At 57.9% G+C, this 10,888-nt stretch carries 8 protein-coding genes, 2 rRNA genes and 1 riboswitch (1 of these 11 running past the window's edge); of the genes, 3 read left to right on the top strand and 7 right to left on the bottom strand.

What is annotated here, in order from left to right; genetic code table 11:
- Nucleotides 1-27 precede the first annotated feature (27 nt).
- A complete protein-coding gene (locus I6L49_RS12325; RefSeq protein WP_005339160.1) occupies nucleotides 28-318 on the bottom strand; it encodes a PilZ domain-containing protein in 291 nt (96 codons plus the stop codon).
- 89 nt (nucleotides 319-407) lie between these two features.
- Nucleotides 408-498, top strand: a riboswitch (TPP riboswitch).
- Nucleotides 499-558: 60 nt separating this feature from the next.
- Between I6L49_RS12325 and thiB the strand changes: the two genes are divergently transcribed.
- The 3 genes from thiB to thiQ are packed head-to-tail and all read left to right on the top strand — an operon-like array spanning nucleotide 559 to nucleotide 3,837.
- On the top strand, nucleotides 559-1,539 hold the full coding sequence (gene thiB, locus I6L49_RS12330; RefSeq protein WP_111900664.1) for a thiamine ABC transporter substrate binding subunit: 981 nt from the start codon (nucleotides 559-561) through the stop codon (nucleotides 1,537-1,539).
- Nucleotides 1,536-3,155, top strand: a complete 1,620-nt coding sequence (gene thiP, locus I6L49_RS12335; protein ID WP_216949642.1) for a thiamine/thiamine pyrophosphate ABC transporter permease — start codon at nucleotides 1,536-1,538, stop codon at nucleotides 3,153-3,155. Before thiB ends, thiP begins: the two co-directional genes overlap by 4 nt.
- Nucleotides 3,142-3,837 carry a thiamine ABC transporter ATP-binding protein gene (gene thiQ, locus I6L49_RS12340; RefSeq protein WP_216949643.1) on the top strand — a complete coding sequence of 232 codons (696 nt, stop codon included), beginning with the start codon at nucleotides 3,142-3,144 and terminating at the stop codon, nucleotides 3,835-3,837. Before thiP ends, thiQ begins: the two co-directional genes overlap by 14 nt.
- Nucleotides 3,838-3,917: 80 nt before the next feature.
- Here thiQ and I6L49_RS12345 read toward each other — a convergent pair whose 3' ends face one another.
- The 6 genes from I6L49_RS12345 to I6L49_RS12370 all read right to left on the bottom strand — a co-directional run.
- Entirely contained in the window at nucleotides 3,918-5,288 is a 1,371-nt protein-coding gene (locus tag I6L49_RS12345) for a PhoH family protein (RefSeq protein WP_216949644.1), read from the bottom strand.
- 220 nt (nucleotides 5,289-5,508) lie between these two features.
- Nucleotides 5,509-6,192 (bottom strand): NrdJb, encoded by a 684-nt coding sequence (locus tag I6L49_RS12350; protein ID WP_021231985.1) that lies wholly within the window; start codon nucleotides 6,190-6,192, stop codon nucleotides 5,509-5,511.
- A 10-nt stretch (nucleotides 6,193-6,202) separates the two neighbouring features.
- Entirely contained in the window at nucleotides 6,203-8,350 is a 2,148-nt protein-coding gene (locus I6L49_RS12355) for an adenosylcobalamin-dependent ribonucleoside-diphosphate reductase (RefSeq protein WP_216949645.1), read from the bottom strand.
- A gap of 211 nt (nucleotides 8,351-8,561) precedes the next feature.
- Entirely contained in the window at nucleotides 8,562-9,014 is a 453-nt protein-coding gene (locus tag I6L49_RS12360) for a pullulanase (RefSeq protein ID WP_005349109.1), read from the bottom strand.
- Between the two features lie 283 nt (nucleotides 9,015-9,297).
- A 5S ribosomal RNA gene (rrf, locus tag I6L49_RS12365) occupies nucleotides 9,298-9,412 on the bottom strand.
- Nucleotides 9,413-9,531: 119 nt separating this feature from the next.
- Nucleotides 9,532-10,888: ribosomal RNA gene (locus I6L49_RS12370) — 23S ribosomal RNA — on the bottom strand; it runs 1,533 nt beyond the window's last position.

A 10,888-nucleotide genomic window follows, 5' to 3' on the forward strand; every position in this document is an offset into this window, starting at 1 on the left:
CCTCCCTCTGCCGATGGGGAGAGAGGATTAACCCTGAGGCAGAAACTCTACCGCCAGCAGCAACCCGCTCTCCTCCTCCAGCACCCGGATAATACGGGCATGGGCTTCAAAGGGGGGCAACAGATTGTTGTTGGTGGCAAGACTGATCCGGATGGGCTGATTGATGTCGAGCTGGTGTTCAGAGACCGCAATCCCCATGCCGTTGGCACTGAGATCTCGGCAGATCCCCTCCAGCACCAACTGCTGCTGATAGACGGTGACCGGAGCATTGATGACCATGCGCGCAAAGGCACGCCTTTCCTTGGTATTGGTAAGCACGCGAACATCCTCTGTTGGGTGGGCGTCATCTCATGGGTATTGCACAATTGTGCTGGTCTACCCAAAAGAACGTTAATACAATGCGGTTCGTTTCTCAAACGGGGTGCGGTTTACCGCTGAGATTATACCCGTGTACCTGATCCAGATAATGCTGGCGGAGGAATTTGAGGCATGGCGCTCATTTTTTGCGCCCTCACCCGCTGGCACCTCGTTATTAACAAGTAATAGGGAGTGCCACCCATGAAGACCCTGCTGCTGGTCACCACCGGCCTGCTGTCGGCCAATGTGTTCGCCGCCGACACCCTCACCGTCTACACCTACAGCTCCTTCACTGCCGACTGGGGGCCCGGTCCCAAGATCAAGCAAGCCTTCGAGAAGGAGTGCGGCTGTACCCTCAATCTGGTTCCCCTCGAAGATGGCGTCGCCATCCTCAACCGGCTGCGGCTGGAGGGCAACCACAGCAAGGCCGATCTGGTGCTGGGGCTTGACGATGCCCTCATCAGTGAAGCCAAGCAGAGCGGCCTGTTCGCCCCCCATCCCGCCAAGCTGGATGGCATCAAGGTGCCGGGTGGCTGGCAGGATGACACCTTCGTCCCCTACGACTACGGCTACTTCGCCTTTGTCTATGACAAAGACAAACTCAAGCAGCCGCCCAAGAGCCTGGAAGATCTGGTGGAGCGTCCCGACCTCAAAGTGATCTATCAGGATCCCCGCACCTCCACCCCGGGGCAGGGGCTGATGCTGTGGATGAAGTCTGTCTACGGCGACAAGGCGCCTGCCGCCTGGACCGAGCTTGCCAAAAAGACGGTCACCGTCACTAAGGGTTGGTCAGAGGCCTATGGCATGTTCCTCGATGGTGAAGCGGACATGGTGCTCTCCTACACCACCTCTCCGGCCTATCACCTGATTGCCGAGAACAAGCCCCAGTATCAGGCTGCCGCCTTCGAAGAGGGTCACTACCGTCAGGTAGAAGTGGCTGCCAAGCTGAAGAGCGCCAAACAGGAGAAGCTAGCTGACCAGTTCCTGCAGTTTATGGTGAGCCCCGCCTTCCAGCAGGAAATCCCGACCGGAAACTGGATGTATCCGGTTATCGACACGCCGCTGCCCAAGGGTTTCGAGCAGATGATCACCGTAGCCAAGCCGCTCGCCTTCAGCAGCGATGAGGTGGCCGCCAATCGCAAAGGGTGGATCCGCGAGTGGCTGCAAGCCGTCACCCAGTGAGCCGTTCTCTGAAACCACAGGCTCGTCCTCTCTGGTGGCTGCCGGGCAGTGCAGCCACCCTGTTGATCCTGTTGTTGTCCCTCGGGCCGCTCGCAGCCCTGCTGTGGCAGGCCGGTTCGCTGGCACCCCGCACCCTGCTCGCAGATCCTTATCTGCGTCATGTGCTGGGCTTCAGTCTGGGGCAGGCACTGCTCTCCACCCTGCTGAGTCTGGGGCTCGCCATTCCGGTGGCCCGCGCGCTGGCTCGGCGCCGCTTCATTGGCCGAACCCTGCTGATCAAGCTATTTGGCCTCTCGCTGGTACTGCCGGTCATCATCGCCATCTTCGGCATAGTAGCGGTACACGGCAAGCAGGGGTGGCTGCCGCAGCTGCTGCGCACCTTGGGGCTGGATCCCGGCAACTACCTCTACGGTCTGTTCGGCATTCTGCTGGCCCACGTCTTCTTCAACATGCCGCTGGCGGCCCGCCTGATGCTGCAGAGCATAGAGAGCATCCCCGAATCGAGCTGGCGCCTCGCCAGCCAGCTCGGCATGCGCTCATCCCATATCTTCCGGCTGCTGGAGTGGCCGCTTATTCGCGGCATCTTGCCGGGGCTGGCCAGCCTCATCTTTATGCTCTGCTTCACCAGCTTCACTACCGTACTGGCGCTGGGGGGCGGGCCGAAATCGACCACCCTGGAGGTGGCTGTCTATCAGGCGCTGCGCTTTGATTTCGATCTCGCTACCGCTGGCGGATTGGCGCTGGTGCAGCTCATCCTGACCGCCACCCTGCTGCTCCTGCAGCACAAGCTGCAGACTACGCCAGCCAGTCGGGTGACACCCCGTCGTCCCTGTCTGCGGCCGGATCGCCATCAGCCGGGCACGGCCGTGGTGGATCTCTTCTCGCTCTGTATCGGCCTCGCCATCTTTCTGCCGCCGCTGCTGGCCATCGTCGTCGCCGGCCTCCACCCGGGCCTGCTGATGGCGCTCACGTCCAGCAAGCTGTGGCAGGCGAGCGGCCAGTCGCTGCTGATTGCGCTGGCGGCAGGCACACTGGCGACCCTGCTCGGCAGCGGCCTGCTACTCACCAGCCGTCACTTAAAGGTGCGCACCCGCCAGCGGCGGGCTGCCGCCCTGTGGGAGGCCAGCGGCTCGATGATCCTGATGATCCCGGCGGTGGTGCTCTCCACCGGTCTCTTTATCCTGTTTATGCCCTTTGCTGATGTTTTTGCCCTTGGCCCCTGGCTGGTGGTACTGGTCAACGCCCTGATGGCGCTACCCTACGTGCTGCGCACCCTCTCAGCCCCCATGCAGCTGGTAGTGCGCCAATACGACCGGCTGGCCGACAGTCTGGGGGTGCGCGGCCTGCATCGCCTGCGACTGGTGGAGTGGCCGCTGCTGCGCCGCCCGCTGGCACTGGCGATGGCGCTGTCGATGATCCTCTCGCTGGGGGATCTTGGCGCCATCGCCATGTTTGGCAGTCAGGAGCTTACCACCCTGCCCTGGCTGCTCTATCAACAGCTCGGCAGCTATCGGCTGACCGAAGCAGCCGCCACCGCCCTGCTGCTGCTGACACTCTGTTTCTCCCTGTTCTGGCTGGTGGAACGGGGGCTTGGAGGAAAACATGCTGAACATTGATACGCTTGCGACCAGCTACCCGGACTGGCGCGTCAGCTTCAGCGCGACCTTGCCCAAGGGGGAGATCACCGCGCTGATCGGCCCAAGCGGCGCGGGCAAGTCGACCCTGCTCGGGATGATCGCCGGCTTCGTGCCGGTGGAATCAGGCCGCCTCAGTTTCGATGGTGAAGACCTGCTGCCACTGGGCCCCGCCGAGCGACCGGTCACCACCCTGTTTCAGGATCACAACCTGTTCCTCCACCTGTCGGTGTTCGACAACATCGCCATCGGCTTGCACCCGGGGCTGCGCCTGAGTGCCGCCCAGCGGGCACAGGTGATCGATGCAGCCGCACGGGTTGGTCTTGGCGAGATGCTAAGCCGCCTACCGGAGCAGCTCTCCGGCGGCCAGCAGCAGCGGGTCGGGCTGGCTCGCGCGTTGGTGCGCGGCAAACCGCTGCTGCTGCTGGATGAGCCCTTCTCGGCCCTCGATCCCGCCCTGCGCCGGGAGATGCTAGCCGAAGTAGCCCGCCTCGCCTGCGAGCAAGGCATCACCGTGCTGATGGTTTCCCACAATCCGGAGGATGCCCAGCTTATCGCCGATCAGGTGCTGTTTGTCGACGAGGGCAGCATCGCCCTGCAAGGCAAGCCGGATATTCTGCAAAACAGCAACCACCCGGGGCTGCTGCGCTATCTTGGCCAATAGCTCTTGGGAATAAAGACTGCGCCATGATCAAAAAGGGAGGCCGCTTGGCCTCCCTTTGTATCTGGAAATATTTATCTAAATCAGAGATTTTCCTCGGCGAACGAAGCCAGTCGGCTGCGCACCACGCCGTTGAGGAAGATGTTGGCACTGCCGTCGAAATCCTTGAAACGCTCGACTATGTAGGTGAGACCCGAGGTCACCGGGCTCAGGTAGTTAGAGTCGATCTGGGCCAGGTTACCGGAGCAGACGATCTTGGTACCCTCGCCGCAGCGGGTGATGATGGTCTTGATCTGGGACGCGGTCAGGTTCTGGCACTCATCCAGCAGCACGAAGGTGTTCTGGATGCTGCGCCCGCGCATGAAGTTGACCGATTTGAACTGGATGTTGGCCTTCTCCATGATGTAGCTGAGCGAGCCGCTCATGTTCTCGTCCTGCTTGTGCAGCACCTCCAGGGTGTCGGTCACCGCCGCCAGCCAGGGCATCATCTTCTCCTCTTCGGTGCCTGGCAGGAAGCCGATGCTCTCGGCAATTTCCGGGGTATTTCGAGTGACGATCACCTTCTCGTAGATCCCCTTCTCAATCACCAGCTCCAGCGCAGCAGCCATCGCCAGCAAGGTCTTGCCGCAACCCGCCGGGCCCGTCAGGATCACCAGATCGATGTGCGGATCGAGCAGTGCATCCAGCGCCATCCCCTGATAGACGTTCTTGGGATGTACACCCCACGCCTTGCGGGACATCAGTCGCTCACGGCCCAGATCCTTGATACGGATCTTCTGGCCATCGTGACTGAGCACCCGAGCTGCAAAGAAATTCTCTTCATCCACCAGATACTGGTTTACGTGAACCCCCTCCAGCAGGTTGGCATCGATCACATGGATGGTGTCGCGGCCGTGGGTCTCGCTCTCGCACTCGCCGACGCGCTCCCAGAAGCTGCCGGGCACTACCTGAAAGCCCTTGGCCAGCAGGCGGATATCGTCGATCAGCTGGTCGCTGCGATAATCCTCGACGTGGGCAAGACCGGCACCTTTGGCCTTGAGGCGCATGTTGATGTCTTTGGTGACTAGCACCACCTGACGCTTCAATTCATGCTTTTGCAGATAAAGGGCCGCGTTGATGATGCGGTTGTCGGCCTCCTTGTCGGTGAACACCTCGGCATCCTGCGGCAGATGGTGATCGCTGAAGATGCTGATATTGCCGCTCGCTTCGCCAGCCAGCGGAACGCCCTGAGTGATCTGATCCGGGGTTGCATCGCGGAACACATCTTCCAGCGCACGGATGGCGACCCTCGCGTCGCGGCTGACATCCTTGTTGCGATCCTTGATGTTATCGAGCTCTTCCAGCACCGTCATGGGGATGAGCACGTCGTGCTCTTTGAAGGAGTAGATAGCGAGGGGTTCGTGAAGCAGAACGTTGGTATCCAGGATAAACAGCTTTCGGTCCGTATTGTCCATAAGCATCCTCCTTGGCACTGAAGGGCCACGTGTGTGAATCTCAGATGTCATTGAAACCACACGGCCGTGACAGTTTTATTACCCTCAACGCTACGCCCGATTTTACTATCGCGCAACAAATCACTTGGCCGCCTGATGTAATTGCGCATAAAAACAGCAATAAAAAGACCGGCACTGTGGCCGGTCTTTTCTCTATCGTTCAACTACTTGGGCCTGTCTGTCAGCCGCACTTGGAGTCGCCGCAGTTAAGGCAGGTCATGCAGCCATCCTTCAGCACCAGCGCCTTGGTGTGGCACTTGTAGCAGAGCGCGGCATTGGCCGGAAAACCACTGCTCGCCTGCTGCTCTTCGGCTTCCTGAGCCGCCTTCAACTCGGCCTGCTTCTCGGCCAGAAATGCCTGCTGATGCTCGTCCAACCCCGGCGCCTTGAGCATGCCTATCTCGGTGAGATGGCTCTCGATCACGTTGCCAATTTCGGCGATCAGCGACGGCACATACTTGCCCTTGTTCCAGTAGCCGCCCTTGGGATCGAATACTGAACGCAGTTCCTCCACCAGGAAGGTGACATCCCCACCCTTGCGGAATACCGCCGAGATGATGCGGGTCAGCGCCACGATCCACTGGTAGTGCTCCAGACTCTTGGAGTTGATGAAGATCTCGAACGGACGGCGAGTTTCGTGAACCGTGCCCTCGTTGAGAATAATGTCGTTGATGGTGATGAACAGTGAGTGCTCGGAGACATGCTCCGGCGTCTTCAACTTGTAGGTGGTGCCCATCAGCCGCTCCGGGCGCAGCACGGTTTCGTGCATGTGCACCACGTCATCCTGCGCAGAGAGATCTTCTTGCGGCTCATCCTTGGTACGCACCTTATAGGCGACGATTTTCTTGTCGATCTTCTTGACCATAATGTCGTTCTCAGAATTTACCGTAATAGCCTTCTTTCAAGGCGTCGTAGAGGTTGGCGGCGGTATGCAGCTCACCATCGTATTCGATCTCTTCGTTCCCCTTGACGGAGATGACGGAGCCATCCTCCAGGGTGAAATCGTACAGGGTATTCTCCAGATCCTTCTCCTTCACCAGCACGCCCTGGAAGGCCTCCGGATTGAAGCGGAAAGTAGTGCAGCCCTTGAGGCCAGAGTCCGAGGCATACATGTAGATGTCCTTGAACTGCTCGAACGGGAAATCAGTCGGCACGTTGGCGGTCTTGGAGATGGAGGAGTCGATCCAGCGCTGGGCCGCAGCCTGAATGTCCACATGCTGCGCCGGGGTGATGTCATCGGCAGTAATGAAGTAGTCCGGCAGACGGCTCGCCTCATCATCGGCATAGGGCATGGCGGACGGATTCACCAGCTCGCGGTAGGCCAACAGCTCGAAGGAGTAGACATCGACGCTCTCCTTGCTCTTCTTGCCCGGCTTGATGACGTTGCGGCTGTAGTGGTGGGCAAAGCTCGGCTCGATGCCGTTGCTGGCGTTGTTGGCCAGTGACAGCGAGATGGTGCCGGTCGGCGCAATACTGCTGTGGTGAGTGAAACGCCCACCCACTTCCGCCAGCTCGGCGACCAGCGCAGGATCCACCTCGGCAACCTGCTGCATGTAACGGCTGTAGCGTGCGTGCAGCACCTTGCCCTTCACCTTGTCGCCCACCTTGATGCCATCAGCCGCCATTTCCGGGCGCAGACGCAGCATCTTGCCAGTCACTTCAAACTCCTGCTCCATGATGGGCGCCGGGCCCTTCTCCCTGGCAAGGCGCAGGGACTCCTGCCAGCCGGTCATCGCCAGCTCTTGGGATACCTGCTCGGTAAAGGCCACGGATGCCGCAGAGCCGTACTTGATCTGCAGCATGGTGAGGGTCGAACCAAGCCCCAGGAAGCCCATGCCATGCCGGCGTTTGGCTGTGATCTCCTCGCGCTGTTTGGCCAGTGGCAGTTGGTTGATCTCCACCACGTTGTCGAGCATGCGGGTAAAGATGGCCACCACCTTGCGAAACGCCTGCCAATCGAACGCAGCGCTTTCAGTGAAAGGGTAGCGCACAAACTTGGTCAGATTGACCGAGCCCAGCAGACAGGCACCGTAGGGCGGCAGCGGCTGCTCGCCACAGGGGTTGGTCGCGCGGATCTCTTCACAGAACCAGTTGTTGTTCATCTGGTTGACCTTGTCGATCAGGATGAAGCCGGGCTCTGCATAGTCATAGGTGGAGGTCATGATGACATTCCACAGCTTGCGGGCTGGCAGGGTCTTGTAGACCTTGCAAGCGACCTGCCCCAACTCGTTGAATACAACCCCTTCCTTGTTGGGCCAGTCGGCCCAGAGCACCTGAGCAGGATCGTCCAGCGCAATGCCATCCTGCCCCACCTCTTTGGCGGTGTAGGGGAAGATTAGCGACCAGGGGGCATCCTCTTTCACCGCCTTGACGAAATCTTCGGTGATGAGCAGGGAGAGGTTGAACTGACGCAGGCGGCCATCTTCACGCTTGGCCTGAATAAACTCGATCACATCGGGATGGCGGATATCCATGGTACCCATCTGGGCGCCGCGACGGCCACCGGCTGACGAGACGGTGAAACACATCTTGTCATAGATATCCATAAAGGAGAGCGGGCCGGAAGTGTAGGCACCGGCACCGGAGACAAAGGCACCGCGCGGGCGCAGGGTCGAGAAGTCGTAGCCGATACCGCACCCGGCTTTCAGGGTCAGACCGGCCTCGTGCACCTTGCCAAGGATATCGTCCATCGAATCTTCGATGGTACCGGAAACAGTACAGTTGATGGTTGAAGTGGCAGGCTTGTGCTCAAACGCCCCCGCATTGGAGGTGATGCGGCCCGCCGGAATGGCCCCATTGCGCAGCGCCCACAGGAACGGCTCATACCAGGCCTCAGGTTCCAGCTCCTGCTCTGCCAACGCACGGGCAACCCGCTGGTAAGTCTCATCGATAGAGCTGTCGATGGGAGTGCCATCCTTGCTCTTGAGGCGATACTTGCTATCCCAGATCTCGAGGGACGTTTCCTGCATGGGGATAAGGCGGGAGCCAAGCTCACTCTCCAGCACCGGGTTCGATTTAGCCATTTTCAATCAACCTTATGTGAATGCATCAACATCATGACAACAGCAGAAAACACAACTAATGGTGCCATCTAATATTAATGGCACAACATATAGTACACCTGATGCCATGAGGGCGCCGATTCTAACCTAAAAAAATGCCCCGGCCAGCAGATTTCCGGGCCAGGGCACTTAACTGATTAATTTGCTGAGAGATTTAACACTCAGAGATAGATCAGGGCTTCTTGACGTAAACAGTCGGCGTTTCACCCGCCATATTCAGATAGAACTCATAAACGCCATCGGCATCCGGTGAGAACTTCATGTCCTCATACTTGGAGCAGGGGTTGACCGGCACCGCCTCACCACCCAATACTGCAACACCATCACTCGGGCTCTTGTAGCCAAAGTTGGTACCGCAGCTCCAGCCTGAATCAGCAAACTTGAACTTGTAGGGGGCCCACTCTTTCTTGAGGGTGCCTTTGGCCATATAGAGCTTGTCGGCCACCTTGACAACCTTGCTTTCATCAGTCGCCATCCAGTCGTTCATCTCCCCGCGCAGGTAGATGGACTTGCCACCGAAGTCGCTGTTGTCTGCCCCCGCCTGCTCTGCACCACCATTGGATGCGCAACCGCCTAATACCAGGGTTCCCGCCGCCAGCATCATCGTTACTGTTCTCTTGAACATGAGTCTATTCCTTAAATTATTGTGATTCCTTGGTCCATCCATGTGGACTGAAGAATTAAACCAGAGTAGGTATCACAAGAAAGGTAGAGGCATCACATTCTGTACTTTTTGTATCCAACACATTGAACTGGTGAGCAAATATCGAACAGAAAAAGAGGTCTTTTTGGGGCTTTAGAAGGGTAATCAATGAATGACAAGAAGGGGAAAGTCTAATAATCCGGTGACGTGCTGAATTGCAGCCAATAAAAAACCCCGCTCATTGAGCGGGGTTCTTAAATTGGGAGCCTAGCAGTGTCCTACTCTCGCATGGCGAATGCCACACTACCATCGGCGCTACCGCGTTTCACTTCTGAGTTCGGCATGGGATCAGGTGGTTCCACGGCGCTATGGCCGCCAGGCAAATTCTTAATCTAGAAAGCTGACGTGAGTAGTGATGTTGCGCTTGGCTTATCACTATCACTGAATTTGAGTAGTTCGTTCATTCGCTACAAGGCCTAGAACACTTCTTGGGTGTTGTATGGTTAAGCCTCACGGGTAATTAGTATGGGTTAGCTCAACACGTCGCCGCGCTTACACACCCCACCTATCAACGTTGTGGTCTCCAACGGCCCTTTAGGACCCTCAAGGGGTCAGGGATGACTCATCTCAGGGCTCGCTTCCCGCTTAGATGCTTTCAGCGGTTATCGATTCCGAACTTAGCTACCGGGCAGTGCCACTGGCGTGACAACCCGAACACCAGAGGTTCGTTCACTCCGGTCCTCTCGTACTAGGAGCAACTCCCTTCAATCATCCAACGCCCACGGCAGATAGGGACCGAACTGTCTCACGACGTTCTGAACCCAGCTCGCGTACCACTTTAAATGGCGAACAGCCATACCCTTGGGACCGACTTCAGCCCCAGGATGTGATGAGCCGACATCGAGGTGCCAAACACCGCCGTCGATATGAACTCTTGGGCGGTATCAGCCTGTTATCCCCGGAGTACCTTTTATCCGTTGAGCGATGGCCCTTCCATTCAGAACCACCGGATCACTATGACCTACTTTCGTACCTGCTCGACCTGTCCGTCTCGCAGTTAAGCTGGCTTATGCCATTGCACTAACCTCCTGATGTCCGACCAGGATTAGCCAACCTTCGTGCTCCTCCGTTACTCTTTGGGAGGAGACCGCCCCAGTCAAACTACCCACCAGGCACTGTCCGCGAGCCCGATTCAGGGCCCTGCGTTAGAACATCAAACATACAAGGGTGGTATTTCAAGGACGGCTCCAGCGCAACTGGCGTCACGCCTTCAAAGCCTCCCACCTATCCTACACATGTAGGTTCAATGTTCAGTGCCAAGCTGTAGTAAAGGTTCACGGGGTCTTTCCGTCTAGCCGCGGGTACACCGCATCTTCACGGCGAATTCGATTTCACTGAGTCTCGGGTGGAGACAGCATGGCCATGGTTACACCATTCGTGCAGGTCGGAACTTACCCGACAAGGAATTTCGCTACCTTAGGACCGTTATAGTTACGGCCGCCGTTTACCGGGGCTTCGATCAAGAGCTTCGCTTGCGCTAACCCCATCAATTAACCTTCCGGCACCGGGCAGGTGTCACACCCTATACGTCCACTTTCGTGTTTGCAGAGTGCTGTGTTTTTGATAAACAGTCCCAGCCATCTGGTCACTGCGACTCCCAACTGCTCCATCCGCAAGGGACTTCACTGTCAAGAGCGAACCTTCTCCCGAAGTTACGGTTCTATTTTGCCTAGTTCCTTCACCCGAGTTCTCTCAAGCGCCTTGGTATTCTCTACCCGACCACCTGTGTCGGTTTGGGGTACGATGACTTGTAATCTGAAGCTTAGAGGCTTTTCCTGGAAGCAGGGCATCAATGG

The organism is Aeromonas sp. FDAARGOS 1419 (assembly GCF_019047045.1).
Taxonomy (GTDB): Bacteria; Pseudomonadota; Gammaproteobacteria; order Enterobacterales; family Aeromonadaceae; genus Aeromonas; species Aeromonas veronii.

Excerpts from the sequence above, each read along its gene's own strand:
- thiB (WP_111900664.1), top strand. The coding sequence starts at position 559 with ATGAAGACCCTGCTGCTGGTCACCACCGGCCTGCTGTCGGCCAATGTG.
- thiQ (WP_216949643.1), top strand. The coding sequence starts at position 3,142 with ATGCTGAACATTGATACGCTTGCGACCAGCTACCCGGACTGGCGCGTC.
- I6L49_RS12345 (WP_216949644.1), bottom strand. The coding sequence starts at position 5,288 with ATGGACAATACGGACCGAAAGCTGTTTATCCTGGATACCAACGTTCTG.
- I6L49_RS12350 (WP_021231985.1), bottom strand. The coding sequence starts at position 6,192 with ATGGTCAAGAAGATCGACAAGAAAATCGTCGCCTATAAGGTGCGTACC.
- I6L49_RS12355 (WP_216949645.1), bottom strand. The coding sequence starts at position 8,350 with ATGGCTAAATCGAACCCGGTGCTGGAGAGTGAGCTTGGCTCCCGCCTT.
- I6L49_RS12360 (WP_005349109.1), bottom strand. The coding sequence starts at position 9,014 with ATGTTCAAGAGAACAGTAACGATGATGCTGGCGGCGGGAACCCTGGTA.